Below are 23,835 nucleotides of genomic sequence, written 5' to 3' on the forward strand. Positions count from 1 at the left end.
CACCGACGAAACACGCAAGCGCCTTTGGTCGACCACCGGTGATCGAAACGCCACCGGCGGCTAGCGGAGTCCGGTCTTGCGGTTGAGCGCCAGGTACAGCAGTTCGTCGATCAGTTCGGTGTAGGGCAGGCCTGACTTGGCCCACATCTGCGGGTACATGCTGATGGGCGTGAAGCCGGGCATGGTGTTGATCTCATTGATGATCAGCTCGCCGTCGGGTGTGTAGAAGAAGTCCACGCGCGAGAGGCCCTCTCCCCCGAGTGCGTCAAACGCCAGGGCGGCAAGCTCCCGGACCTTGTCCGTTGCGTCCGCCGGCAGATCTGCCGGACAGCTCAGCGCGGCAGCGGCCCCATCGATGTACTTCGCTTCGAAGTCGTAGAACTGGTGCTCCCCGGGCTGCACCGCTATCTCGCCGGGCAGGCTGGCGCGGGTCGGTTCGGTGCCGCGGCCCTGAAGCACTGCCACCTCGATCTCCCGACCGATGATGCCGGCCTCCACCACCACCTTGGGGTCGTGCTCGCGGGCGGCTTCGATGGCGGACCGCAACCCGGATGGCTCGGTCACGCGGGTGATCCCCATCGAGGATCCGGCGCGGGCTGGCTTGACGAAGACCGGGAACTGAAGCGAGGCCGCCCGCTGCAGCGCAGCGTCGGCGTCCTGCTGCCACTGGCGATCGGTGATGACCACGTAGGGTCCCACAGCGAGGCCGGCCGATTCAAAGACCACCTTCATGAAGTGTTTGTCCATGCCCACCGCCGAGGCCAGCACGCCGGCGCCGACGTAGCGCACGTCGGCCATCTCCAGCAGACCCTGCAGAGTCCCGTCCTCACCGAACGGTCCGTGCAGCAGTGGTAGCACCACGTCCACGTTGCCCAGGCTTTGCGGAACCTGCGCAGCCGGCGCCACCACCAGCTCCGGCGCGGTGTCGCGGCTGGCCAGCATGACCGGTTCTGCGGACGCGGCAATCTCCGGCATGGCCCCCGAGGCCAGCGACCACTGGGCCGGATCATCGGCGACCTGCACCCACTGGCCGTTGCGCGCAATACCGATGGGAACGACGTCGTACTTGTCCTTGTCGATGGCGCCCAGGACGCCTGCTGCGGTGACGCAGCTGACCGAATGCTCGCTGGAGCGTCCGCCGAAAAGTACCGCCACGCGGGGCTTGCGGCCGGCTGTTGACTCCGGCGCAGCCGGGCTGGATTCGTGGTTCACTGCAGCTCACCTTCGGATTTGAGTTCACGGGCCAAGAGCCGTGGGGCCAGTTCCTCGACGGCGATCTCCCCCTCGAGGACGGCCACCACCGCCTCGGTAATCGGCATGTCGACACCGAGCTTTGTGGCCAGATCCAGCACCGCTCGGCCGGATTTGATGCCTTCGGCAGTCTGGGTCATCTGTTCGGACACTTCATCAAGCGTCAGCCCCTCGCCCAGCAAGCGGCCGGCAGTATGGTTGCGGGACAGCGGCGATGAGCAGGTGGCGACGAGGTCGCCCAGTCCGGCCAGGCCGGCCATGGTCTGCACGTCTCCGCCCAGGGCCAGGGTGAGGCGCGTGGTCTCGGCGAGTCCGCGGGTGATGACCGTGGCCTTGGTGTTGTCGCCCATGCCCTTGCCGTCGCAGATACCCACGCACAAAGCAATGACGTTTTTGACGATGCCGCCGATTTCGACGCCGGTGACGTCCGGATTGGTATACGGGCGGAAATAAGCCGCAGTGCAAAGCCGGGCGATCCACTGCGCCACATCTTCATCCGTGCAGGCCACCACGGACGCGGTCGGTTCCTTGCGCGCGATCTCCATGGCCAGGTTGGGGCCGGAGATGACTGCCACGCGGTCGTCGGACAGCCCCAGCTCTTCCTTGATCACTTCGCTCATGCGTGCGTCGCTGCCGCGCTCCAACCCCTTCATGAGCGAAACCACCACTGCCTCCGGATCCAGCAAGGGTTTCCAGGAGGCCAGCTGCGGCCGGAGCGTCTGGGCCGGGACGGCCAGCACTACCAGCGGTGCATTCAGGACGACGTCGGCTACATCAGCGGAAGCAACCACGTTGCCGGGCAGGACGATGTCTTTGAGGTATTTCGCGTTCCGGTGTTGAGTATTAATTTCCTCTGCCACCTCGGGGCGCCGCGCCCACAGCCGAACCACGACCTCGGGGTGTGCGTCAGCAACTACCTTGGCGAAGGTAGTGCCCCAGCTTCCTGCTCCGAGAACTGCAATGGTTGCAGGCAGGTCGGGGCGTTCGCTCACAACTTCTCCTCTGGCGGGATTTCTTCCGTATGCACCGCAGGACCGGCACCGAAGTCCCGGCCGGTCGATTTCTGCCCGTGTGCGGAAGGATCCCAGCGGACAGCAGGGGGTTCTTCGCCGCGCACCTCAGCCAGCAGCGCAGTGATGCTGTCCATAATCCTATTCGTTGCGGCGTCGAGCACTGTCTTGGTGATCGGCATGCCGCCGAACTCCGACAGATCGACCGGGGACCCGGCCACGACATGAGCGGTCTTGCGCGGGAAAAGGCTAGGTTTCTTGGCATAACGGGGCAGCAAGTCGTTGGCTCCCCAATGTGCCACCGGGATGACCGGCGCTCCGGTCTGCAGTGCGAGCCGGGCGGCCCCCGTGTGCCCGCGCATGGGCCACAGATTCGGGTCCCGCGTCAGCGTGCCTTCCGGATAGATGATGACGGCGCCGCCTTCATCCAGCACTTCGCGGGAGATTTCCAAGGAACGGTTAGCGCCCGAGCTGCTCCGTTCGACCGGAATCTGGCGGGCCCCGGACAACAGCTGGCCTACCACCGGAATCTTGAACAGCGAGGCCTTGGCCAGAAAATGCGGCAGGATGCCTTGGTTATAGACATAGTGGCCCACTACCAGCGGATCAATCTCCGTGTTGTGGTTGGGACAGACGATGATTCCCTGGTTGCTGGGGAAATTTTCGGTTCCTGACCAGTTGCGCCGCAAGACCAGGTTCAAGACCGGCCGGACTACGCCGGCCAGGATACCGATGACCACACGCTCTTTGGTAGCTGCTCCCATCGCTGCCTACTCGACGTCGAAGTCCGCGCCGAGGCCTTCCAGCTTCGACTGGAAGTGCTCGTAGCCGCGATTGATGAGTTCGATGCCGGTGACCCGGGAGGTTCCGGTGGCAGCCAGTGCGGCGATCAAGTGGCTGAATCCGCCACGGAGGTCGGGAACGTCAATTTCCGCACCGGAGAGCTGAGTAGGGCCGGAGATGACGGCAGAATGCAGGAAATTCCGTTGGCCGAAGCGGCACGGAATGCTGCCGAGGCATTCGCGGTGAACCTGGATGTTCGCCCCCATCCGGATCAAGGCTTCGGTGAAGCCGAACCGGTTCTCGTAGACCGTCTCGTGCACAATCGAGACGCCTTCCGCCTGGGTCAGGGCAACCACCAGAGGCTGTTGCCAGTCCGTCATGAACCCTGGGTGCACGTCGGTCTCGAGCACCAGCGGCGACAGGCTCCCGCCTGGGTGGTAGAACCGGATGCCGTCATCGTCGATATCAAAGGCCCCACCGATCTTGCGGTAGGTGTTCAGGAACGCAGTGAGATCGCCTTGGTTCGCGCCTTCAACGTAGATGTCGCCCTTGGTGACCAGCGCCGCCGATGCCCAGGAGGCCGCCTCGTTGCGGTCGGGCAGGGCGCGGTGGTTGAAACCAACCAGTTCCGGCACGCCCTCAATGCGGATGACACGGTCCGTCTGGACAGAGATGATGGCGCCCATCTTCTGCAGCACGGCGATCAGATCCATGATCTCCGGTTCGATGGCAGCACCGCTGAGCTCCGTGATCCCCTCGGCCCTGGTTGCTGTCAGCAGAACCTGTTCGGTGGCCCCGACGCTGGGATACGGCAGCGTCAGCTTGGCGCCCTTCAATCCTCTGGGCGCCGAGATGGAGATGCCACCGGGACGCTTGTCCACGATGGCACCGAACTGGCGCAGCACCTCGAGGTGGTAGTCGATGGGACGGTCGCCGATGCGGCAGCCGCCCAGATCGGGGATGAATGCCTCGCCGATGGCGTGGATCAGGGGGCCGCAGAAGAGAATCGGGATCCGGGAATCACCGGCGTGCGCGTCGATGTCCTTCATCTGGGCCGTCTTGACGTGGGTGGGATCCAGCGTCAGGTCACCGGTTACCGGGTCTTTGGAAACCTCCACGCCGTGCAGGCGCAGCAGGCTGGTGACGATCTCCACGTCCCTGATCTCGGGCACATTCCGGAGGACCGAGGCATCGCTGGCGAGCAAGGAGGCGACCATCGCTTTGGGAACCAGGTTCTTGGCACCACGGACGGAGACCTTTCCCGTCAGGGGTACGCCACCACGAATGGTCAAAACACTTGCCATGAATACCTGTTTCCTCAAACTAGTTTAACGCCGGACTGGGCCTAGGGCTCAGCTAAGCATATTGGCAATCCGTGACCATTCCGAAATAAACGGACCGCGCGTCCCGTGGCTTTCTGTGCGCCGACGGCGGACTTACATAATGCGGGTCATTCACGCAAATCGGCGCCCTTGAAAGAACTGTTGCAGTTCCCTCAAGAGCGCCGATCCGGTGCAGGATGCCTGCGGTCAGACCTTGGCGGGAAGCGTCTTCGGCTTCCACGATGGCCGGCTGGCCTCGTAGGAGGTGATTTCCGCCTCATGGTGCAGGGTCAGGCCGATATCGTCCAGACCTTCGAGCAACCGCCAGCGGGTGTAGTCGTCGATCTCGAACGGAGCGGTGATGGTTCCGCAGATGACGGTCTTCGCGTCCAGATCCACCGTGATCTCGGTACCCGGATGGTTCTCGAGCTCCTTCCAGATCAGCTCGATGTCATCCTGCGCCACCTCGGCCGCCAGCAGGCCCTGCTTGCCGGAGTTCCCGCGGAAGATATCCGCGAACCGGGACGAGAGCACTACGCGGAACCCGTAGTCCTTCAGGGCCCAGACGGCGTGTTCGCGCGAGGAACCGGTGCCGAAGTCGGGGCCGGCCACCAGAACGGAACCGCGGTTGAACGGTTCTTGGTTCAGGATGAAATCGTCGTTCTTGCGCCAGCCGGCGAACAGGGCATCCTCGAAGCCGGTCCGGGTGATCCGCTTGAGGTACACCGCCGGGATGATCTGGTCGGTGTCCACATCGGACTGCCGCAGGGGAACGCCGATGCCGGTATGGGTGGTGAACTTCTCCATGGTGCTTCAGGCTCCTTAGGCAGCAGACCGCGTGGCGGCGTCGTTAGTGGCTGGATCCAGATCCGAGGGCGAGCTCAGAGTGCCGCGCACCGCCGTGGCGGCAGCAACAACCGGCGAGACCAGATGGGTCCGGCCGCCCTTGCCTTGCCGGCCTTCGAAGTTGCGGTTGGAAGTGGAGGCGCAGCGCTCCCCCGGAGCCAACTGGTCCGGGTTCATGCCCAGGCACATGGAGCAGCCGGCGAACCGCCACTCGGCACCGAACTCCTTGAACACCTGGTCCAGCCCTTCGGCTTCGGCTTCGAGCCGGACGCGCGCCGACCCGGGGACCACCATCATTCGCACATTCGGCGCCTTTTGCCGGCCGCGGATGATGTCCGCGGCGATGCGCAGGTCCTCGATCCGGCTGTTGGTGCAGGAGCCCAGGAACACGGTGTCCACCGGGATCTCCTTCATCGGCGTGCCCGCCTCGAGCCCCATGTAGGCCAGCGCACGTTCCGCCGCGGCCTTGGCGTTCTCGTCGGCAAAGTCGTCCGGCGACGGCACCGCCTCGGACAACGACACACCCTGCCCTGGGTTGGTGCCCCAGGTGACGAAAGGCTCCAAGGTGTTGGCATCCAGATAGACTTCGGCGTCGAATTCTGCGTCATCCTCAGTGTGCAGCGTCTGCCAGTACTCGACGGCAGCCTCCCAGTCGGCGCCTGCGGGTGCGTGCGGACGGCCCTTGAGGTATTCGAAGGTGGTCTGATCCGGCGCCACCATGCCGGCGCGGGCGCCCGCTTCGATGGACATGTTGCAGATGGTCATCCGGGCTTCCATGCTCAGCGCGCGGATGGCGGAGCCACGGTATTCCAGCACGTAGCCCTGCCCGCCGCCGGTGCCGATCTTGGCGATGACGGCCAGGATGATGTCCTTGGCCGTGACCCCGGGACGCAGCGTGCCCTCGACGTTGATCGCCATCGTCTTGAACGGCTTCAGCGACAGCGTCTGGGTGGCCATGACGTGTTCCACCTCGGACGTTCCGATGCCGAAGGCCAGCGCGCCGAATGCGCCGTGCGTGGAGGTATGGGAGTCGCCGCACACCACTGTCATGCCCGGCTGGGTGAGCCCCAGCTGGGGACCGACGACGTGGACAATACCCTGCTCGGCATCGCCGAGCGAGTGCAGGCGGACGCCGAATTCCCGGCAATTGGAGCGCAGCGTCTCGATCTGGGTCCGGCTGGTCAGGTCGGCAATCGGCTTGTCGATGTCCAGCGTGGGAGTGTTGTGGTCCTCGGTGGCGATGGTCAGATCCGGTCGACGCAGCTTGCGGCCCGCCAGCCGCAGGCCCTCGAAGGCCTGCGGAGAGGTGACTTCGTGCACCAAGTGCAGGTCGATGAAGAGGAGGTCGGGCTGGCGGGCTGTGCCTTCCCCGTCGCCGCGGCGCACCACGTGCGCCTCCCAGACCTTTTCAGCGAGCGTCCTGCCCGCAGTGTTATCGGCCATGGCCAGATCCCTCCATCAATTACCAATGCAGGTGGTGTCTCCCAGCGGGAGACCTGCTTTAAGTGTGTGATTCAACTCTTCCAGTACGGGCTCGAATCCCGCCAGCGAAACGACTTGCATCTCAAATAGTGAGATGACAGTATCATTCTATGGACAATCCTAGTGGTGTCGGCGTCATCGACAAAGCGGCCATGGTGCTCGACACCCTCGAGGCCGGACCAACCTCGCTGGCCCAGTTGGTGGCAGCCACCGGCCTGGCCCGGCCAACGGCTCATCGGCTTGCCTTGGCCTTGGTCCACCACCGGCTGGTCAGCCGGGACATGCAGGGCAGGTTCGTGTTGGGCAGCAGGCTGGTGGAACTCGCCGCCGCTGCCGGCGAAGATCGCCTCATTGCGGCGGCGGGCCCGGTCCTGATGAATCTTCGCGACGCTACCGGCGAAAGCGCGCAGGTCTTCCGGCGGCAAGGCGACGCTCGCGTCTGCGTGGCCTCGGCGGAACGGCCGATTGGCCTGCGGGACACCATTCCGGTGGGGACGCAGCTCTCGATGAAGGCCGGCTCCGCCGCCCAGGTCCTGCTGGCGTGGGAAGACCACGAACGGCTGCTGGAGGGTCTGCATGGGGCACGCTTCACCCCGACGGTGCTCGCCGGCGTGCGCCGCCGCGGCTGGGGCCAAAGCCTCGGCGAGCGTGAGCCCGGAGTGGCGTCGGTCTCGGCGCCGGTGCGCGGACCATCGGGGCGCGTCATCGCCGCTGTTTCCATTTCCGGCCCGATCGAGCGGCTGACCCGGCAGCCCGGCAGGCTGCATGCCGAGGTAGTCTGCAACGCTGCCGCCCAACTCACCGAAGCCCTGCGAAAGACCAACGACTAGCTGCCTTTCAACCCCCGAAGTGGTCCCAGCCAATGGCCTGGACGGCGGCGCCGTCCAGGGTCGCCGGAACCGATCTGCTTTTACGGACCGCACCGACTGCCACGAATCCGTCCGGTAGGGCCACCGCTGCCGGGAAGGTGCACAGCAGGCCATGGTCTTCGCCGCCGCCGAGTACCCATTCCATCGGGTCGGCTCCCAGCAAGGCACCCGCCTCGCCCAGCGGTTCAACAAAGTCCTGCAGCGCTGCCGCGAAAAAGTCCACCGAGACGGCGCTTGCACGGGCCAGCCGGGCTGCGTCGCGGAGCAAGCCGTCCGAAATGTCCATCATGGCGGTGGCTCCCGCCTTGGCGGCCGCCGGGCCAGCATGCAGCGGTGGCTCGGGCCGGGACTGGATAGTCGCCAGCGCCCGCAGCGAAGCCTTGGCCTCGGCGATAGAGTGCTTGCCGTCGAGCAGGCGCAATCCAGCCGCCGCCTTCCCCAGCGTTCCGGCCACGGCCACGACGTCGCCCGGGCGTGCACCGCTGCGTAGCACCGGACGGCGGCCTTCGAGATCGCCGGTGACGGCGGCCGTAACGACCAGCGCATTGCCCCGACCCAGATCCCCGCCGACAACGGAGCACCGGTCCGCACCAAGTTTCCGGATCGCCTCGGCCACACCGTCGGCCAGATCCTCGACCCACGCCACCGGCGTCGAACCAGGCAGGGTAAGGCTGATGACTAAAGCCGTGGGCACGGCCCCCATGGCATTGATGTCCGAGAGGTTCTGTGCCACGGATTTCCAACCGACGTCGTAGCCGGTGGTCCGGTATCCCGAGGGCCACTCGAGCCGGAAGTCCTGGTCCTGGACCAACGTATCGATCGAAATGACGGTCCGGGCATCCGGTGCGTCGATAACGGCGGCATCGTCGCCGGGGCCGACCGGGACGTTGGCGGGGCCGAGACGGGGGAAGATCCTCTCCAGCAGTGATCCCTCATCCAGGTCGTTGATCATCAGTTCATCGGCCAATCTTGCAATTCTCCCTTGTCATTACAGGTCCGCTTCGAGCTTCGCGTGGGTGACGCGGCTTTCCGACGGCGTCAGTCTCCGGCCGCCGCCGCTACCGCCTGCCGGAATTCCTTGTACAGGGCGACGGCCTGCTCCACAGGCTGGACGATCCGCTCTTCCGCAACCTGCGCCACGGAGGCGCGCAGCCGCCGTCGTGCCCTTGCTGCCCTGGATCTGGCGACGAGGCGCGATATCAGGCCGGATGCCAGCGCCAGCAGCACCCCTGCGAGGATCCCGGCGGCCAGCAGCAAGGTGGGCACGGGGAAGCCCTCCACCCTGGGGGTTTCCGGCACCGGGAACTGGAAGTATCCCAGCGCCGCGATGCCCAGCAGCCATAGTGCTCCGGCCAAGGCGGCCGCCAAGGCGCACCATTGAATCACGCCGAAGACGGGCCACCACCAGGACCCCCGGTCAGAGCGCAGGTCGGTGCGGGCCAGGGCTTGGTCCAAGTCGTCCGGGAGCGTGTCCTCTCCGGACCGTGCGGCCCGGCGAATGGCCGCGCGCCACGGGGCGCTGGCTCCTTCGCCGGCTCGGTCGGCGAACTGCCGTACCGCGTTGTCGGCCTGCGCCTGTTGGGCCGGGCCCGGCGCCGGCATCGACGAACGATTGAGCATCGGGCTGACGTCTTTGCGGTCCAGGTTGAGCCGCTTGAGCGGGTCCCGGCGCAGCTTCCCCAGCCAGCGGACCACCGGCCATCCCGTCCGGGCGTGCGACTGGCGGCGGTAGGACGTGGCGACGGCGTCGCCGATCGCATCAACGCCCGCGGCCTGCGAGAGCTGGTCAGCCAGTTCCGTGCGGGCTGGCTTACTGACGCCGGCCGGTTCCGAGCCAAGATGCAGGTCCAGCGAGTGGGCCGCGTTGCGGACATCGGCGACGAGCCGGTTGGTTGCCGCCTGCCGCTGGTCGGCGAACGCGGTAATCGCCGCCTTGAGCTCGTCGACGCCGGCGCCGGTCCGGGCGGAGACAGGATAGACATCTGCCCGGTCCAGCCCGTCCTGGACCAGGATGTCCTTGAGCGATGCCAAGACGGGTTGCAGTTGGTTCTCTGCCAACCGGTCCACCTGGTTCAGCACCACCAGGGTCACCGCCCCGTGGGATGCCAGCGGCCGCAGGAAGCCGTGGTGCACAGCGGCATCGGCGTACTTCTGCGGATCCAGGACCCAGACCAAGACGTCCACTTGCCCCGCGAGGCGCTGCACAATCTCGCGATGCTCGACGGCGGTGGAATCAAAGTCGGGCAGGTCCAGCAGGATCAGGCCGCCATGTCCGCCCAGCGACTCATCGGCAACGAAGTGCCGGTGGGCCACCTGCAGCCAATCCAGCAGCGGCTCGCTGCCGGCCGTTCCCCAAATGCCGGCCAGCGTCTCCGAGGTGGTCGGACGGCGTGCAGCCACGGTGGCGTGATGGGTTCCGGATACGGCGTTGAACAGGGAGGACTTGCCGCTGCCCGTCGCTCCGAAAAACCCGACGACGGTGTGTTCGGCGGACAACGAGCGACGGGTGCTGGCGCGTTCCAGGACATCGTTGATCGGCGCGAAGTCCGCTGTCGGCAGCACGCCCTCGGCCAGTTCGGCAGCCGAGTTCAAGGCCTCCAGCCGCGCCTCCAACACGGATGCTTCGGGCTTCCCCCGGTGCCGGCTCATTCCGGTGCCTCCCGGTCCGGTGTGCTTCCCACAGCGTGCAATTTCTCCGCCAGTAAGCGCATCGCCTCGGCTTGCTGCTCCTGCGGCGGGACCCTGGACAGGAAGCGCTCCGCTTCAGCGTCCATCAGCCTGCGTGTGCGGTTCTCCAGCTGGGAGCGGGCCTTGCGGGCCAGCCTGCGGACGGCGTCCTCGCCGAAGACGGCTTCGAGCAGCTTCTGGCCCACCACGGCTGTGCCGCCGGCAACGCCGATTTCCAAACCCGTCAGCCCGCCGGTCGCCGCGAAGATCACCACCATCAGGGCCACCCCGAGCCCATTGACTCCAAAGGAGAGCATGCGCGCGGTGAACCGCTTGTCCTCGCCCTCGCTGCGGATCAGATCCAGCAGTTCCGTCTGCCACGCCCGGATCTCCCGCGCCACTTCGGCCGAGAATCCTGCGCTGGGAGTGGACAGGTCGCCGCCTCCGAGCAGGCCCTGCCCGGCCGGATCCACCCGCCAGCCCAGGTCGGCTTGCTCCGCCCCCTTGGCCGCGGCCTCGACGACGACGGCCTGCAGTCCGGACTCGATGGCCGCCTCGACCACCACCGAGGGGGCCGGCTTACCGGAGAAGAACGCGCCGATCCGGTCCCGCAGCCGGCCTATTCCACTCTCGATGCCGCGGAAGAATTCCCCGGTTCCGACAAAGTCCTGCCACCGGGCCAACACCTCGCCGCGCAGCAGCGTCCCGTCCTGCGTCGCCGCGAGGGCCTGAACGGTGGCTGCTTCATAGGCCCGATCGACAATCTTGCGCAGCCTCTGGCTGGCGGCGTATTGATCGTCGGCTGCGACGGCTGCTGCCCGGACGGTGCCGGCCAGCGAGCGCACGGCCCCACCGAGCGTGCGGCGGGCAATATCGGCACGGCTGGAAGCATCGGCGGCGAGCTCCTCGAGCCATGCGCGGATCGGATCCACGGCCCCGGCCGGCAGCATGCCCTGCCCGTCCAGCGTGGACTCGTAGATGACGAACAGCTTGGCGGCGGCGAGCCCCTGTCGCTGCAGCAGTCCGGCCAAGTCGGTGCGGACCTCCAGTTCAACGTCCGCCGGTACCCGGTCCAGCACGACTGCGACCTCGATGTCCCGTTGTGCGGCGTCCAGTAGCAGCGCCCACGGCACTGCGTCCGCGTAGCGGTTGGCCGTGGTGACGAAAATCCATAGATCCGCCGCCGCCAGCAGTTGACCGGCCAGCCGTCGGTTGTCGTCGGAGATGGAATCAATATCCGGTGCGTCGAGCACCGCAACGCCTGCGGGTATGCTTCGGTCCGCGAGCAACACCAGTGAGGTCCCCGCGGGCTCGGCTGCCTGCTCTGCCCCGCCGGTGTGCGCCTCGGGCGCGGCATGTGCGGGTGTTCCGGTGATCCTACTGAGGCCGGGCAGGATCCTCCGGTCGGTAAACCAGCCAGCATCGCTCGGATGATGCAACAGGACGGGCTGCCGGGTGGTGGGCCGGATGGCGCCCGCACGCGTCGCCGGGTATCCGGCCAGCGCGTTCACCAGCGTTGACTTTCCGGCGCCGGTCGAGCCTCCCACCACCGCCAGCAGCGGCGCTTCCAGCCTGCGGTAGCGGGGCAAAATATAGTCGTCCAACTGGGCAACGGCCGCGCGGATTGCGGCGCGTGCCTCGACGGCGCCCGGGACGTCCAGCGGCAAGTCCAACAACTCAAGCGTGCCGCGGCTTTCTTCCAAGAGCGCGACGGCGTCCGCCGCTCCCCTGTCCTGGCCCTCGGGCAACATGCTGGTCACGCTCCCCATCATGCCAGCAGAAGCGGTCAACCATGCGGACCCCGGCCGCTGCGGGACGCACATCTCCCGGCATGCAAAAACCGGCCCCGGACATGATGTCCGGGACCGGTTGTTGGTGACCCCAGCGGGATTCGAACCCGCGTTACCGCCGTGAGAGGGCGGCGTACTAGGCCGCTATACGATGGGGCCGCATAGCTTGCACTGTTGAAAGGCCGGTGCTGCCTTGTCCTGCTAGGACAGTGACCCCAGCGGGATTCGAACCCGCGTTACCGCCGTGAGAGGGCGGCGTACTAGGCCGCTATACGATGGGGCCGTAGGTTTGTTTGGAGTTTTGCCTCCGCACAATCCAGCCCCCGCAGAGCGGAGGCCGTAGCGCTGGGATACCAGGACTCGAACCTAGAATGACGGTACCAGAAACCGTTGTGTTGCCAATTACACCATATCCCAATGGCACTTTCGGAGCCGATGAAAACGGGCTTTCGCCCATTCCTTAGCGCCTCAGCACGAGTAATTACTTTACCGGATGCCTGCTCGAAAGTGCAAAACGAGCAGCAAACGGACGGCTGGACCGCGCGCGCTGCTCCGATTCAGGCTTAGCCGCGGAACGACTTTAGCCGGGCCAGCGAGGACTCCTTGCCGAGGATCACCATGGACTCGAACAACGGCGGAGAGATGCGCCGGCCCGAGACAGCTGTCCGGACCGGGCCGAAGGCCAGCCTGGGCTTAAGCCCCAGGCCATCGACCAGGGCCGCACGCAGCGCCGCCTGAATGTTCTCGGCCGTCCACTCTTGGACCGGCTCCAGCGCCGCCAACGCGGCGTCCAGGGCCTCGGTGAGGTTCTCCGGCAGCCCCTTGCGGGCGTCTTGCGCGACGTCGATCTCGTCGTCGTTCTTGAACAGGAAGGCGAGCATCTCCGGCGCTTCGCCCAGCAGCGTGATGCGCTCCTGGACCAGTGGCGCGGCATCCGCCAGAATCATCTGCTCACGTTCGTTCAGCATTTCGCCGACCAAGCCGGCGTGCTGCAGGTAGGGCACCAACCGGAGCTTGAAGTCACCCGGTTCCAGCAACCGGACGTGCGTGCCGTTGATGGCTTCGGCCTTTTTCAGGTCGAACCGGGCAGGATTGGCTAGCACGTCGTGGATGTCGAAGTTCTCCACCAACTGGTCAACGGTAAAGATGTCCTCGTCAGCGGACAGCGACCACCCCAACAGCGACAGGTAGTTCAGCAGCCCCTCGCGGATGAAGCCGCGTTCGCGGTGAAGGAAGAGGTTGGACTCCGGATCACGCTTGGACAGCTTCTTGTTGCCTTCGCCCATCACGTACGGCAAGTGGCCGAACAGCGGCATGTAGCGGGCGACGCCGATGTCTACCAACGCCCGGTAGAGCGCGATCTGACGCGGCGTCGAAGAGAGCAAATCTTCCCCGCGCAGCACGTGGGTAATGCCCATCAGCGCGTCGTCGACCGGATTGACCAGCGTGTAGAGCGGTTTGCCATTCGCCCGAACTACCACGAAGTCCGGGACGCTGCCGGCCTTGAACGTGATCTCGCCGCGGACCAGGTCCGCGAACGTGATGTCTTCGTCCGGCATCTGCACCCGCAGCACCGGCTCGCGGCCTTCCGCCTTGAAAGCAGCGATCTGCTCCGGCGTCAGGTGCCGGTCGAAGTTGTCGTAGCCGAGCTTGATGTCGCGGCCAGCGGCGCGGTGCCGCTCCTCGACCTCCTCCGGGGTGGAGTAGGACTCGTAGACGTGGCCGTGCTCTTTGAGCTTGGCAATCACATCTTGGTAGATGTCCCCGCGCTGGGACTGCCGGTAGGGCGCGTGCGGGCCCCCGACTTCAACACCCTCGTCCCAGTCAATGCCCAGCCACTTCATGGCCTCCAGCAATTGCTGGTAGCTTTCCTCGCTGTCGCGGGCAGCATCGGTGTCCTCGATCCGGAACACCATGGTGCCGGCGGTGTGCCGGGCATAGGCCCAGTTGAACAGCGCGGTACGGATCAGGCCCACGTGCGGGGTGCCCGTGGGAGACGGGCAGAAGCGTACGCGGACAGGAGTTTCGTCGTCGACAGTGGGAATGGCAGCAGCATTAGTCATGATGGCATCCAGTTTAGTCTGCCGCGCCAGTCCCCTGTTCCGGTCGAGCAGCCGCTATTCCGGGCGCCTGCTTCGGCCCAGCCAGGAGGAGATGAGCCGATACAGGTAAAAGAGCGCCAACAGGATTCCGACGGCGAGGAAGGTTGCCGTGAGCCAGCCGGGGCCGCCCAGATAGTGCGTGGCACGGGCAGCCACGGAAAAGGTAGCCAGCGAACCGAGCGCAAAGACTGCGAACGACCGGCGGCTGGCACGCATGAAGATCAGCGGCGGGCCGTGTTCGAGAGCGTGCCGATGCCCTCGATCTCCACCTCGTAGCGCTGGCCGGCTTCGATGGTGCCGACGCCGGAGGGGGTGCCGGTCATAATCACGTCGCCGGGCAACAGTGTGAAGGCCTGGGAGGCATAGGAGACCAGTTCCTTGACGCCCCAGATCATCTGCGAGGTGTTCCCGTCCTGCTTGAGTTCGCCGTCGAGCCGGCCACGGATGGCCAGGTCTTCGGTGTCCAGTTCGGTTTCGATCCACGGACCGAGCGGGGCCGAGCCGTCGAAGCCCTTGGCGCGGGCCCACTGATTGTCGGTGCGCTGCGCGTCGCGTGCGGTGAGGTCGTTGCCGCAGGTGTAGCCGAAGATGACATCGTCCACCCGCTCCACCGGGACGTCCTTGCAGATCCGTCCAATGATCACGCAGAGTTCCGCTTCGTAGGAGACCTCGTCGGAGAACTCGGGCAGCACCAGCGGCTCGTTCGGGCCGATCACCGATGTGTTGGGCTTGAGGAACATCAGCGGTGCGGCCGGGGTCTCGTTGCCCATTTCCTTGATGTGTTCGGCGTAGTTGCGGCCGATGCCGATCACCTTGCTGCGCGGGATGATCGGAGCCAGCAGGCGGACGTCCTCAAGCTTGTGCCGGGCTCCCGTGGGCTGGACACCGTTGAAGAACGGGTCACCGGCGATGACGGTGACCTGCTCGCTACCCTCCTCGCCTTCGACGATGCCGTACTGGGGGTCAGAATCGAGGACAAACCGGGCTATACGCATGCGTTTAGCCTACTGGTTGCGAGTGCACGGATTCCAAGCGGAACAATCCGGTCAGCCGCGCAGGTACTCCAGTTGGGCCGCGACGGAGGCTTCGGCGGCAAGGCGGACGGCGGCGTCGATGTCTGTGTAGACGTGGTCGGTGACGTCATCGACGCTGGCGTCGGCACCGAGCTGCTCGAGGGCGGAGCGGATCTGGTCCAGCCGTAGCTGCCGGTGGCTGGCGTACTCACGGCAGATCGCCGAGAGGTCCGGCAGCGTGCCGCCGTGGGCCGGCAATACCGTGGCCGGGCCGAGGATCTCCAGCCGCGCCAGCGACTCCAGGTAGGGGCCGAGCCGGCCGTCCGGATAGGCGATGATGGTGGTCCCGCGCCCCAGGATGGTGTCGCCGGTGAGTACCGAGCCGTGTGGGCCGTCGGCAGGCAGCTGGAAACTGACCGAGTCGGCCGTGTGCCCCGGCGTGGCCAGAACGTGGATATCGACGCCGGCAGCCCGGATCACCTCGCCGTCACTCAGCGGTTCTGCACCGAAGCAGAGCGCGGCATCCAGCGCCCGCACCGGAGCGCCGGTCAGGTCATGGAAACGCTCGCTGGCCTCGGTGTGGTCGATGTGGTGGTGGGTGATCAGGACAAGCTCCACGTCACCGGCGGCCGCCAATTCGGCCAGATGCACCTCATCCAGCGGACCCGGATCCACCACCACCACTCCCCTGCTCTCCGGAGCCGCGATCAGATACGACTGCGTGCCGTCCAGACTCATGGGACCCGGGTTCGGGGCCAACCGGTAGCGGGTCAGTTCGCTGCTGCGGACGAGGGCGGAATTCTGTTCAGCGGTCACAGAGCCATCCTCGCACCCCCCGGCCCCGCGCCGCAGAGTTGCTCACCCGAGGGCGCGCTCCGCCGTCGTAACATTCGCGCAATATGAAGGATTCGATTCATATTCCCCCAGATCGTGCGGAATGTGACATCGGTCGCATAGGCTAGGGGCCTGCACTGCCGCTGAGGGCGGCAAGACGATGGCTGGCGGATGGGCACATCACCGGCCGGACGGGGGAATCGGTGCTGGAGGAAGTTCACTCAACCTACGATGTGCAACTGGACGACGACGGGCTGCTGGTGCTGACGCTCCACCGCGGTCTCAGCGTCAGCGCCGAGCTGGCGCAGCAGGTAGTTGACCGTCTCTTCGACCTGGTCGGCGAGCGGCGGGTGGTGATACTGCTGAAGATGGCCGGCGTGCGCTGGGCGACCGCGGAGGTGCGGTTGATCGCCCACACCTTTACGCCCTCACTCGCGGTGGCGGTGCTCGGCAGTGGGCCGGTAGACCGCGTGCTGGGGAACTTTTTCCTGCGGATATTCGCCGATGACGGTTGCTCCCGATACTTCGACGACGAGGCCGAAGCCCGCACCTGGCTGGCAGCTCATGCCGAACGCCTGCCCACCCTGGAGGTCGACGGGAGCGTCGTCTAGCTGCAGGCACCGGCGCGTGTGGCAGGATTCATGGCGGAATTAGTTCGCGTGCAGCGGGGTTGCCCTGAGGGAACCATTGCTGCTGCACGATAGGAAGAATTCTCCATGGCGAAAACCAAGGAACACCGTCTCGCTGGCGGAACTGCTGGCCGAGTACGACGAGGCCGAGCATGACCACGCCGCGGCCGAGCGCAATAGCGGGATGCAGCACATCCACAACCATGCCAACGGGGACATCGTTTGGTTCCCCACATGGCAGAAGAACCGCGAGACGACCGACTGGGAAAACGCGGTCAACGAATTCACCGCGGAACTTGAGGCCGCGGCGGAAGGCGGTGCGGACCTCTCCAACGCTGCATCGGGCATGCTGGCGGCACGGCAGCAGATCTTGCTGGAGCAGGCTGCGGACGCCGCGGATGCAAATGCGTTCATTCGCGGAAACCTGGCCCGCTACCTGTCGGAGACGTGGGCACTCGGCGACGTCTACGCGCTGAAGAGCGGGAAGGACCTTCCCGGTGCTGCCTCGCCGGCCGGAATCTTCGCGTCCTTCCCGTACCAGGTCTACGAGCGCGACGGCGGCAGCTTCGCCTCCGCGCTCTGGAACGATCTGGTGGATGCCCGGAAGAACCGGATTGCCGCCGAAGAAGCGGAGCGCAAGGCGCTGAAGCCGGTATCCAAGAAGGCCCGGAAGGCCGCCGAGCGCAAGGCCGCTGCCCGGAAGCGGTAGCCACACTGGCGGGGCGTCCTCCTCAAGGCGGGCCCGTCCCGACGGCAGCCCGTCCCGACGGCGGGCGTCCTCCTCAAGGCTGGCCGGTCCGGAAGACGGGGTTCCTCCGAAAGGGCTCACCCCGCCGTCGTTCTCTTCCTGGGTCAGAACAGAAACAGCAGGAGGAGGACGATCAGCGGCAGGATAGCCTGGGCCAGGGCACTCTGCCAGAGGCGGCGTTCGGTGAACCACAGCACCGCGCCAAGGATCACGTGGGTGATGCAGGTGAAGACGATCATCGTCTCGCCGATGGCCGTCCTGCCGCCGGCGGCGATGAAGACCCCGGCGATGAGGACCAGCCCCCAGAGCATGTTGTAGAAACCCAGGTTGATGGTCCAGAGCCGGACCGCTGCCACGTCCTGCGGCCGGATCAGGAACAGCTTGTGGAAGCGCGGGTCACGGAAGTAGAACGCCTCCGCGATCCCGACGGCGATCAGCACCAGGCCGAAGATCACGGCAAGCAGGTAGGCCACCCCGGTCATGGACCCAGTGTGGCCCGGACGGCCGCGGAAGGGAAGCGATGCTCAGGCCAGCCTGGTGAGCCGGCCTACGCCAGGCGGTTGAGCCGGCCTACGCCAGGCGGGTGAGCCAGCCTACGCCAGGCGGGTGAGCCAGCCGCGCGAGTCCTCCACCGCGCCGGTCTGGATGCCGAGCAGTTCCTCCCGGATGGACATGGCAACTTCGCCGGAGCCGGCGCTCGGCGACGCAATGGACCAGCCGTCCGCCTTCAGCTCGCCGATCGGGGTGATCACTGCGGCGGTGCCGCAGGCGAAGGCCTCGGTGATGTCGCCGGCGGCCACGCCGTCGCGCCATTCGTCGATGGTGATCTTGCGCTCCTGCACGTCCAGGCCGCGGTCCTTGGCCAGCTCGATTACCGAGGAGCGGGTGACGCCGTGCAGGATGTGGCCGTTGAGTTCCGGCGTGACCAGGCTGCCGTCCTGGAAGACGAAGAACACGTTCATGCCGCCGAGTTCCTCGATGGCGTTGTCGTTGAACTTGTCCAAGAAGAGCACCTGCTGGCAGCCGTTGGCTTCGGCTTCCAGCTGGGCGGCCAGCGACGCGGCGTAGTTGCCGCCGCACTTGGCCTCGCCGGTGCCGCCCTCACCGGCGCGGGAGTAGCGGTCGGAGAGCCAGATGGACACCGGCTTAAGCTCGCCGCCCCAGTAGTTGCCGGCCGGCGAAGCGATCACGCGGTAGGAAACCTCGTGGGCCGGGCGCACGCCCAGGAACGCCTCGGTGGCGATCATGAACGGGCGCAGGTACAGCGCCTCGCCGTCGCCCGTGGGAACCCAGGCCTTGTCCGTGGAGACCAACTGGCGCAGCGACTCGATGAAGGTCTCTTCAGGCAGTTCCGGCAGCGCCAGCCGGCGGGCCGAGGTGTTGAGCCGGGCGGCGTTGGCCTCCGCGCGGAAGGTCCAGACGGATCCGTCGTCGTGCTGGTAGGCCTTCAGGCCCTCAAAAATCTCCTGGCCATAGTGCAGCACCGCAGCGGCCGGATCCATCATGATGGGCCCGTAGGGCTCGATCCGCGCATTCGACCAGCCGCCGTTGCCGTCGGGGCCGACCTTGTAGTCGACCACCGCAGTGTGGTCCGTAAAGTGTTTGCCGAAGCCCGGGTTCGCCAAAATGGCGGCGCGCTCCTCTGCACTCTTCGGACGGTCCGAAAGCTGCTGGGTGAATTCGAGGGTTTCAGTCATGGGTTCCTCCGCGGTGAGGGCACGCCCTTGTGCGTCAATAAATGGTTTTGGTTAGTAGCCGCTAACTAGCCTACTGCCAAAGCGGCACTGATGGCATCGCCGATTTCCGCAGTGGTGCGGGAGGCACTCCCCCGGGCTGCGACGTCGTCCTCCACCGCCTTTTGCACGCGGGCGGCGGCGTCGGCAAGGCCCAGGTGCTCCAGCAGCAGCGCCACGGACAGGATGGCCGCCGTGGGGTCGGCCTTCTGCTGGCCGGCGATGTCCGGCGCCGAGCCGTGGACCGGTTCGAACATCGACGGCGCGGTGCGGTCCATGTTGATGTTGCCCGACGCGGCCAGGCCGATGCCGCCGGTGATCGCCGCGGCGAGGTCGGTGATGATGTCGCCGAACAGGTTGTCCGTGACGATCACGTCGAAGCGCGCCGGGTCGGTGACCATGAAGATGGTGGCCGCGTCGATGTGCAGGTAGTCGACGGCGACGTCCGGGAACTCCGCGCCGACGGTCTCCACGGTGCGGCGCCACAGGTGGCCGGCGTAGACCAGCACGTTGTGCTTGTGCACCAGCGTGAGCTTATTGCGGCGGCCGGAGGCGCGGCGGAAGGCGTCGCGGACCACTCGCTCCACGCCGTGGGCGGTATTGACCGAAACCTCGGTGGCAATTTCGTGCGGCGTGCCCACCCGCAGCGCACCGCCGTTGCCCACGTACGGACCTTCGGTGCCTTCACGGACGACGACGAAGTCCACCTCGCCCGGGTTCCCCAGCGGGCTGGCCACCCCGGGCAGCAGCTTGGCCGGGCGCAGGTTCACGTAGTGATCCAGCGAGAAGCGCAGCTTGAGCAGCATCTCGCGTTCGATGATGCCGGACGGGATGCGGGTGTCGCCGGGGGCGGCACCGACGGCGCCGAACAGGATGGCGTCATGCTTGCGGAGCTGCTCCAGCGTTTCCTCGGGCAGGGTCTCGCCGGTGGCCAGCCAGTGCTCGGCGCCCAGCGGGTACTCGGTCAGCTCGAAGGTGGCATCGCCGCCGGCAGTTGCCGCCTCGAGCACCTTCACCGCCTCCGCCACGACCTCCGGACCGATGCCGTCGCCGGGGATGACTGCCAGGGAGAATGCCTTAGTTGCTGCGCTCATGGAATCATTTTAGGGAGGGCGTCCACATTCTGGGCAAACCGTCCCATTATGTGAAATGCGAACCGGGACACGGGCCCCGGCTCATCGACTATTCAGCAGGAGGCCCTTCAGAGCCGAGAGGGCCGCCTGCTGAATAGTCGATGGGCGACCAGCCGGCCCGCTGACCGCTGCCCGTAGCCCGTAGCCCGTAGCCCGTAGCCCGTAGCCCGTAAAGAAATCTCAGACCGCGGCATGACGCGGCGGCCGGCGCGGACATCCTAGAGTTGTGGATCATGGGCGTGCACCACAGAATCTACCGCTGGCTTCAGGCCAACACCGGCAAAGTCGACCTGATCCTGATGCTGCTGGCTTTGGTGGTGACTGTGCTGCCGTATTTGGCGATGGCCAATCTTGCGGCCTTCGCGTTGTCCGCGATCCTGATTGTCCCTCTCGCATGGCGCCGCACGTATGCCTGGCAATCCGGCTTGGCCGTGGCGGCAGCTGCGCTGCTCAATGTGGCCTTCATCGGCGAACCAGTGCCCGCACACGTGTTTGTCCTGGTCACCGTCTACTCCTTGGCAGCTTACGGCCCCCGCTGGGCCAGTTTGGGCGGCCTGGTGCTGGCGCTGCTGGGCGGCGTGATGTTCGTGGTGCGTTACGGAATCACCGACCCGTTCACCGGTGGCACCGCGCCGTACTACCTGCTCTCCCTCGTAGCGGTCGATGCCTTGGTGCTCGCCTGCTGGATGTTCGGCGACCTGGTGCGCAACCGCCGGCTGACCGTCCGGGCCCTGGAGGACCGGGCCCGCCGGCTGGAGGTGGAACGGCAGCAGGAGCGCGATCTGGCCGCCGCGGATGAGCGCAGCCACATCGCCCGCGAGATGCATGACATAGTGGCGCATTCGCTCTCGGTCATCATCACGCAGGCGGACGGCGCCCGGTACGCCAGTGCAAAGGACCCGGCCATTGCCACCGGCACCTTGGCCACCATCGCGGAAACCGGGCGCACGTCCCTGCAGGACATGCGGCGGCTGCTTGGCGTGCTGCGCGGGGACGAAATCGCTTCCACCCGGCCGTTGCCGACGCTGGCCGACGTGGAAACCCTGGTGGACACCGTGCGCCGCTCCGGGCTGGAGGTGCAGCTGCAATATTTTGGCCAGCCGAGGCGCTTGATGCCCACGGGTGCCGAACTGACTGCGTACCGGGTGGTGCAGGAAGGCCTGACCAACGTCCTGAAGCACGCCGGGCCCGGCGCCTCCGCGGAGGTCCGTCTGGCCTGGAGCGTCCGCGGCTTGGAACTGCAAATTAACGACGACGGCCGGGGCGCCGCGGCCGATCCGGCCACGGCGGGGAGCCAGCAGGGCCTCACCGGGATGGCCGAGCGGCTGGCGCTCTACGATGGAACGGTCGAAGCCGCACCCCGGACCGGCGGCGGATTCTCCGTCCGCGCCTTCATCCCGTACACCGAGTCCTGAGGCCCGATGCGTGACTTCCAACCTGCGCTCCCGGCGCCGGCGAAGGATTAGCTTCGGCGCGGCCCAATCCCGACCCAGAGCCGCCCCTCAGTCTCCGCCTTGTCCTGGAACCGTCAGTCCCCGGCGTGTTCCCCCTCAGACTTCTCATCAGCCCGAGCCAGAAAGATCCCGATGACCGACTCTCCTATCCGCGTGGCCCTCGTCGACGACCAGCAGCTGGTCCGCGGCGGCTTCAAGATGCTGATCAATTCCCAGCCGGACCTGGAGGTGGTGGCCGAGGCAGGCGATGGGCGCGAAGCCGTCAGCGCACTCGGTAAGGTGCGCGCCGACGTCGTGCTGATGGACGTGCGGATGCCGGGCATGGACGGGATTGAGGCGACCACCCGGCTGCTGGACACCGCCGCCGCGCAGCCGGCCGGATCGGACCGGGCGGAGCTGAAGGTGGTGGTGCTGACCACGTTCGACCTGGATGAGTACGCGCTGGCCGCCATCCAGGCCGGAGCCAGTGGGTTCCTGCTCAAGGACGCGCCCCCGGAGGAACTGCTGGGGGCCATCCGCACGGTGTACCGGGGCGACGCGGTGATCGCACCGTCCACCACCCGGCGGCTGCTGGAACACGTGGCACCGCTGCTGCGCACGCCGAGCCCGGCCGCCAGCCGCAGCCACGCGGCGGTCGAGTCGCTGACGCCGCGGGAGCGCGAAGTGTTCACGCTGATCGCCGAGGGCCTGTCCAACCCGGAGATCGCCGCGCAGCTGTTCCTGTCCGAGGCGACGGTGAAGACCCATGTGGGCCACATCCTGGCCAAGCTCAACGCGCGCGACCGGGTGCAGGCCGTGCTGATCGCCTACGAAACCGGGGTTGTTGCGCCGTAGCGCACGGCTCGCGGGCCACTTTCGGGCAGCGGTCCCGGGCCGGGGAACCGATCGCGTGCGCGGGTTAGAGGTTGCCGTCGGCGAAGGAGTCGAAGATCTTGCGGGTCGGGGCGTCCATCGGCAGCATGTACTGGCCGTCGGCGCTGTAGCCGAAGCCGGGTTCGGGGACTGCGCCGCCCACCTTGGAAGGATCCGTCTTGTAGACCCAGGCGCCCAGCGTCAGAGCTTGTTCGGCGCTCAAGTTGGTTTCCACCAGCGGATCGACGGCGTCGAGCAGGTCGACCAGTCCAGCCGGTCCGTTCAGCTTGGCCAAGGCGGCGAATCCGGCCAGCAGGACGCCCTGGTGCGCCGAACGGCCGAAGTCCCCGTTGCTCAGTGTCTTCCGCTCGCGGGCATATTCCAGCGCGGCGTCGCCGTCGAGCTTGCTCTCCCCCGCCTTGACGCCGAGCACCGGAATCGGCGCGTCGATGGTGACGCCGCCTATTTCATCGACCAGTTTTTCGAAGCCCTTGAATCCGGTGAGGACGTAGCCCTCCACCTTCAGGCCCGTCACGTCCGCCACAACCTTCTGCTGCGCCTCGGGCCCACCCTGCATCATGGCCGCGTTGATTTTGGCCTGCCCGCCCTTGGGCATGTCCACCCACAGATCGCGCGGAATGCCGAGGACGCCGCCCCCTCCCTTGCCGTCCACGCCAACCACCTGCAGGGCATCGGCTCGTGCTGTGCGAACTTTTTCGCCCTTGCTCTTCTGGGCGTCGGAGCCCATGAGCAGCACGTGCCGCTTGCCGCCGAGCACCGCTTTCTTGACGTCCAGAGACGGCCACCAGCCGCCGACCGCGGTCCACGTGCCGTCCTTTTCGACGGCGAGGGTGACGTCCTTGTTCGACGTCAGGACGGCCATCTTCTGCTTGTTCCATTCGCCCGTGGCCGCCTTCACGGTGATCTTGGTGTCCACCGGTTTGCGGTCCGCGAGCGCAGCCGCGGTTCGCTTGTTGGCCTTCAGGTCGCCGCCCTCGTAAATCGCAGTGGCCAGTTTGGCCAGCGCGGCCGGCATCTTCCCCGTCTCCACCCCTGAGGTCGGTGTGGGCGATGCCGTGGCCGACGTCAGCGGGCGGGCCGGCTCTTCCTTTGCGGCGCAGCCGGTCAGGACCAGCAAGGAGACAAGGGGCAGCGTGGCAATCCGGGCAAGCTTCATGGCTCCATATTCCATGCTGCAGGGCCCAGAGCACAAAGGTTTCACCAATTGCGGCGTGTCTCGGGCTATGGCCCTGTTTTGCGAGACGGGACTTCGGGGCGGCTCCGGTCTCCGCACCGGTCTCCGCGCCGGTCTCCACG

At 66.4% G+C, this 23,835-nt stretch carries 22 protein-coding genes and 3 tRNA genes; 5 read left to right on the forward strand and 20 right to left on the reverse strand.

Annotated elements, in window-relative coordinates; genetic code table 11:
• Positions 1-60: 60 nt before the first annotated feature.
• The 6 genes from ACWF5H_RS18030 to leuC all read right to left on the reverse strand — a co-directional run bounded on the left by ACWF5H_RS18030 (position 61) and on the right by leuC (position 6,655).
• The gene (locus tag ACWF5H_RS18030) at positions 61-1,212 is read right to left on the reverse strand and encodes a D-alanine--D-alanine ligase family protein (RefSeq protein WP_452038575.1); all 1,152 of its coding nucleotides are present in this window, start codon (positions 1,210-1,212) and stop codon (positions 61-63) included.
• Entirely contained in the window at positions 1,209-2,243 is a 1,035-nt protein-coding gene (locus ACWF5H_RS18035) for an NAD(P)H-dependent glycerol-3-phosphate dehydrogenase (protein WP_452038576.1), read from the reverse strand. Before ACWF5H_RS18035 ends, ACWF5H_RS18030 begins: the two co-directional genes overlap by 4 nt.
• A complete protein-coding gene (locus ACWF5H_RS18040) occupies positions 2,240-3,025 on the reverse strand; it encodes a lysophospholipid acyltransferase family protein (RefSeq protein WP_452038577.1) in 786 nt (261 codons plus the stop codon). Before ACWF5H_RS18040 ends, ACWF5H_RS18035 begins: the two co-directional genes overlap by 4 nt.
• A gap of 6 nt (positions 3,026-3,031) precedes the next feature.
• Complete coding sequence (gene murA / locus ACWF5H_RS18045) at positions 3,032-4,348, reverse strand: UDP-N-acetylglucosamine 1-carboxyvinyltransferase (RefSeq protein WP_452038578.1); 1,317 nt, start codon at positions 4,346-4,348, stop codon at positions 3,032-3,034.
• A 225-nt stretch (positions 4,349-4,573) separates the two neighbouring features.
• Positions 4,574-5,173 (reverse strand): 3-isopropylmalate dehydratase small subunit, encoded by a 600-nt coding sequence (gene leuD / locus ACWF5H_RS18050; RefSeq protein WP_364650404.1) that lies wholly within the window; start codon positions 5,171-5,173, stop codon positions 4,574-4,576.
• A gap of 15 nt (positions 5,174-5,188) precedes the next feature.
• On the reverse strand, positions 5,189-6,655 hold the full coding sequence (leuC, locus tag ACWF5H_RS18055) for a 3-isopropylmalate dehydratase large subunit (protein ID WP_452038580.1): 1,467 nt from the start codon (positions 6,653-6,655) through the stop codon (positions 5,189-5,191).
• A 149-nt stretch (positions 6,656-6,804) separates the two neighbouring features.
• Here leuC and ACWF5H_RS18060 point away from each other — a divergent pair, with 149 nt between their 5' ends.
• On the forward strand, positions 6,805-7,524 hold the full coding sequence (locus ACWF5H_RS18060; protein WP_241915089.1) for an IclR family transcriptional regulator: 720 nt from the start codon (positions 6,805-6,807) through the stop codon (positions 7,522-7,524).
• A 7-nt stretch (positions 7,525-7,531) separates the two neighbouring features.
• Here the strand turns inward: ACWF5H_RS18060 and ACWF5H_RS18065 are convergent, their stop codons facing one another.
• The 10 genes from ACWF5H_RS18065 to ACWF5H_RS18110 all read right to left on the reverse strand — a co-directional run bounded on the left by ACWF5H_RS18065 (position 7,532) and on the right by ACWF5H_RS18110 (position 15,951).
• The gene (locus tag ACWF5H_RS18065; protein WP_452038614.1) at positions 7,532-8,515 is read right to left on the reverse strand and encodes a thiamine-phosphate kinase; all 984 of its coding nucleotides are present in this window, start codon (positions 8,513-8,515) and stop codon (positions 7,532-7,534) included.
• Positions 8,516-8,601: 86 nt separating this feature from the next.
• Positions 8,602-10,212 (reverse strand): GTPase, encoded by a 1,611-nt coding sequence (locus tag ACWF5H_RS18070; RefSeq protein WP_452038582.1) that lies wholly within the window; start codon positions 10,210-10,212, stop codon positions 8,602-8,604.
• Positions 10,209-11,999, reverse strand: a complete 1,791-nt coding sequence (locus ACWF5H_RS18075) for a dynamin family protein (RefSeq protein ID WP_452038616.1) — start codon at positions 11,997-11,999, stop codon at positions 10,209-10,211. The genes ACWF5H_RS18070 and ACWF5H_RS18075 overlap by 4 nt, the downstream gene beginning before the upstream one ends.
• A gap of 104 nt (positions 12,000-12,103) precedes the next feature.
• A tRNA-Glu gene (locus tag ACWF5H_RS18080) sits at positions 12,104-12,179 on the reverse strand.
• 51 nt (positions 12,180-12,230) lie between these two features.
• Positions 12,231-12,303, reverse strand: a tRNA-Glu gene (locus ACWF5H_RS18085).
• A 62-nt stretch (positions 12,304-12,365) separates the two neighbouring features.
• A tRNA-Gln gene (locus tag ACWF5H_RS18090) sits at positions 12,366-12,437 on the reverse strand.
• Between the two features lie 146 nt (positions 12,438-12,583).
• Positions 12,584-14,083, reverse strand: a complete 1,500-nt coding sequence (gene gltX / locus ACWF5H_RS18095; RefSeq protein WP_452038583.1) for a glutamate--tRNA ligase — start codon at positions 14,081-14,083, stop codon at positions 12,584-12,586.
• A 54-nt stretch (positions 14,084-14,137) separates the two neighbouring features.
• Complete coding sequence (locus ACWF5H_RS18100; RefSeq protein ID WP_364650389.1) at positions 14,138-14,338, reverse strand: hypothetical protein; 201 nt, start codon at positions 14,336-14,338, stop codon at positions 14,138-14,140.
• 5 nt (positions 14,339-14,343) lie between these two features.
• Positions 14,344-15,117 (reverse strand): fumarylacetoacetate hydrolase family protein, encoded by a 774-nt coding sequence (locus ACWF5H_RS18105; protein ID WP_127511563.1) that lies wholly within the window; start codon positions 15,115-15,117, stop codon positions 14,344-14,346.
• Between the two features lie 51 nt (positions 15,118-15,168).
• Positions 15,169-15,951, reverse strand: coding sequence for an MBL fold metallo-hydrolase (locus tag ACWF5H_RS18110; RefSeq protein WP_452038586.1), 783 nt, complete (start codon positions 15,949-15,951; stop codon positions 15,169-15,171).
• 221 nt (positions 15,952-16,172) lie between these two features.
• Between ACWF5H_RS18110 and ACWF5H_RS18115 the strand changes: the two genes are divergently transcribed.
• Both ACWF5H_RS18115 and ACWF5H_RS18120 read left to right on the forward strand, forming a co-directional pair.
• A complete protein-coding gene (locus tag ACWF5H_RS18115; RefSeq protein WP_452038587.1) occupies positions 16,173-16,580 on the forward strand; it encodes a DUF7793 family protein in 408 nt (135 codons plus the stop codon).
• A gap of 76 nt (positions 16,581-16,656) precedes the next feature.
• Positions 16,657-17,307: a hypothetical protein gene (locus tag ACWF5H_RS18120; protein WP_452038589.1), complete on the forward strand. Its 651-nt coding sequence runs from the start codon at positions 16,657-16,659 to the stop codon at positions 17,305-17,307.
• Positions 17,308-17,450: 143 nt separating this feature from the next.
• On the opposite strand, the gene ACWF5H_RS18125 is transcribed toward ACWF5H_RS18120, so the two are convergent.
• From ACWF5H_RS18125 to ACWF5H_RS18135, 3 genes are all read right to left on the reverse strand, one after another.
• Positions 17,451-17,828 carry a DUF1304 family protein gene (locus tag ACWF5H_RS18125; protein ID WP_364650375.1) on the reverse strand — a complete coding sequence of 126 codons (378 nt, stop codon included), beginning with the start codon at positions 17,826-17,828 and terminating at the stop codon, positions 17,451-17,453.
• 111 nt (positions 17,829-17,939) lie between these two features.
• The gene (locus ACWF5H_RS18130; RefSeq protein ID WP_452038590.1) at positions 17,940-19,043 is read right to left on the reverse strand and encodes a branched-chain amino acid aminotransferase; all 1,104 of its coding nucleotides are present in this window, start codon (positions 19,041-19,043) and stop codon (positions 17,940-17,942) included.
• Between the two features lie 65 nt (positions 19,044-19,108).
• A complete protein-coding gene (locus tag ACWF5H_RS18135) occupies positions 19,109-20,173 on the reverse strand; it encodes a 3-isopropylmalate dehydrogenase (protein ID WP_452038591.1) in 1,065 nt (354 codons plus the stop codon).
• A gap of 272 nt (positions 20,174-20,445) precedes the next feature.
• Here ACWF5H_RS18135 and ACWF5H_RS18140 point away from each other — a divergent pair, with 272 nt between their 5' ends.
• Together ACWF5H_RS18140 and ACWF5H_RS18145 are read left to right on the forward strand one after the other, a co-directional pair.
• Positions 20,446-21,627, forward strand: coding sequence for a sensor histidine kinase (locus tag ACWF5H_RS18140; RefSeq protein ID WP_452038592.1), 1,182 nt, complete (start codon positions 20,446-20,448; stop codon positions 21,625-21,627).
• A 171-nt stretch (positions 21,628-21,798) separates the two neighbouring features.
• The gene (locus tag ACWF5H_RS18145) at positions 21,799-22,500 is read left to right on the forward strand and encodes a response regulator (protein ID WP_452038593.1); all 702 of its coding nucleotides are present in this window, start codon (positions 21,799-21,801) and stop codon (positions 22,498-22,500) included.
• A 64-nt stretch (positions 22,501-22,564) separates the two neighbouring features.
• Here the strand turns inward: ACWF5H_RS18145 and ACWF5H_RS18150 are convergent, their stop codons facing one another.
• Positions 22,565-23,695 (reverse strand): LCP family protein, encoded by a 1,131-nt coding sequence (locus ACWF5H_RS18150; protein ID WP_452038594.1) that lies wholly within the window; start codon positions 23,693-23,695, stop codon positions 22,565-22,567.
• Positions 23,696-23,835: the final 140 nt, after the last annotated feature.

The sequence above is a fragment of the Arthrobacter sp. NPDC055138 genome, assembly GCF_053607305.1.

Coding starts and splice junctions, on each gene's coding strand:
- ACWF5H_RS18040 (WP_452038577.1), bottom strand. CDS start 3,025: ATGGGAGCAGCTACCAAAGAGCGTGTGGTCATCGGTATCCTGGCCGGC.
- murA (WP_452038578.1), bottom strand. CDS start 4,348: ATGGCAAGTGTTTTGACCATTCGTGGTGGCGTACCCCTGACGGGAAAG.
- leuD (WP_364650404.1), bottom strand. CDS start 5,173: ATGGAGAAGTTCACCACCCATACCGGCATCGGCGTTCCCCTGCGGCAG.
- leuC (WP_452038580.1), bottom strand. CDS start 6,655: ATGGCCGATAACACTGCGGGCAGGACGCTCGCTGAAAAGGTCTGGGAG.
- ACWF5H_RS18060 (WP_241915089.1), top strand. CDS start 6,805: ATGGACAATCCTAGTGGTGTCGGCGTCATCGACAAAGCGGCCATGGTG.
- ACWF5H_RS18065 (WP_452038614.1), bottom strand. CDS start 8,515: ATGATCAACGACCTGGATGAGGGATCACTGCTGGAGAGGATCTTCCCC.
- ACWF5H_RS18070 (WP_452038582.1), bottom strand. CDS start 10,212: ATGAGCCGGCACCGGGGGAAGCCCGAAGCATCCGTGTTGGAGGCGCGG.
- ACWF5H_RS18075 (WP_452038616.1), bottom strand. CDS start 11,999: ATGGGGAGCGTGACCAGCATGTTGCCCGAGGGCCAGGACAGGGGAGCG.
- gltX (WP_452038583.1), bottom strand. CDS start 14,083: ATGACTAATGCTGCTGCCATTCCCACTGTCGACGACGAAACTCCTGTC.
- ACWF5H_RS18100 (WP_364650389.1), bottom strand. CDS start 14,338: ATGCGTGCCAGCCGCCGGTCGTTCGCAGTCTTTGCGCTCGGTTCGCTG.
- ACWF5H_RS18105 (WP_127511563.1), bottom strand. CDS start 15,117: ATGCGTATAGCCCGGTTTGTCCTCGATTCTGACCCCCAGTACGGCATC.
- ACWF5H_RS18125 (WP_364650375.1), bottom strand. CDS start 17,828: ATGACCGGGGTGGCCTACCTGCTTGCCGTGATCTTCGGCCTGGTGCTG.
- ACWF5H_RS18130 (WP_452038590.1), bottom strand. CDS start 19,043: ATGACTGAAACCCTCGAATTCACCCAGCAGCTTTCGGACCGTCCGAAG.
- ACWF5H_RS18135 (WP_452038591.1), bottom strand. CDS start 20,173: ATGAGCGCAGCAACTAAGGCATTCTCCCTGGCAGTCATCCCCGGCGAC.
- ACWF5H_RS18140 (WP_452038592.1), top strand. CDS start 20,446: ATGGGCGTGCACCACAGAATCTACCGCTGGCTTCAGGCCAACACCGGC.
- ACWF5H_RS18145 (WP_452038593.1), top strand. CDS start 21,799: ATGACCGACTCTCCTATCCGCGTGGCCCTCGTCGACGACCAGCAGCTG.
- ACWF5H_RS18150 (WP_452038594.1), bottom strand. CDS start 23,695: ATGAAGCTTGCCCGGATTGCCACGCTGCCCCTTGTCTCCTTGCTGGTC.